Source organism: Tissierella sp. P1, from assembly GCF_002266425.1.
GTDB classification, from domain to species: domain Bacteria; phylum Bacillota; class Clostridia; order Tissierellales; family Tissierellaceae; genus Tissierella; species Tissierella carlieri.
Window position 1 is genome coordinate 1 of record NZ_NPMN01000091.1, and the last position, 557, is coordinate 557.

A 557-nucleotide genomic window follows, 5' to 3' on the forward strand; every position below is an offset into this window, starting at 1 on the left:
TAGACTTAATTTTATCTAAATCTGAACTACAAAGTACTTCAAGATTTTTAAAAATCTTTTCTTCAGACCAATCCCACCATTTTAATTTTAATAGATAATCAATCAACTCATCATCAAATCTCTTTTTTACAATTTTGCATGGATTACCTCCAGCAATATGATATGGAGGAACATTTTTTGTTACCACAGAATTAGCAGCAATGATTGAACCATCTCCAATATGCACACCAGGCATTACTGTAACATTTTGTCCAATCCAAACATCATTACCAACCACAGTATCACCTTTTAGAGGTAACTCTTCAAGAGTAGGTGTGGTTTTTTCCCATCCATTACCCATAATATTAAAAGGATATGTGGTTACGGATTTCATTCTATGGTTTGCACCATTCATGACAAATTCTATTCCCTTTGCTATTGCACAAAACTTTCCTATAATAAGTTTATCACCTATAAATTCATAATGATGAGTAACATGTTCTTCGAACTTTTCTGCTCCATTTATATCATCATAATAAGTATAATCTCCAACCTGAATATTAGGATTTTTAATAACA

Annotated in this window: 1 protein-coding gene; it reads right to left on the reverse strand. The window is 31.2% G+C overall.

The annotated features are described in order from the left end of the window. Positions 1 to 553, reverse strand: a 553-nt coding sequence (locus tag CIW83_RS21850) for a Vat family streptogramin A O-acetyltransferase (protein ID WP_235601450.1), incomplete at its 3' end; no start/stop codon positions are given. Positions 554 to 557 lie beyond the last annotated feature (4 nt).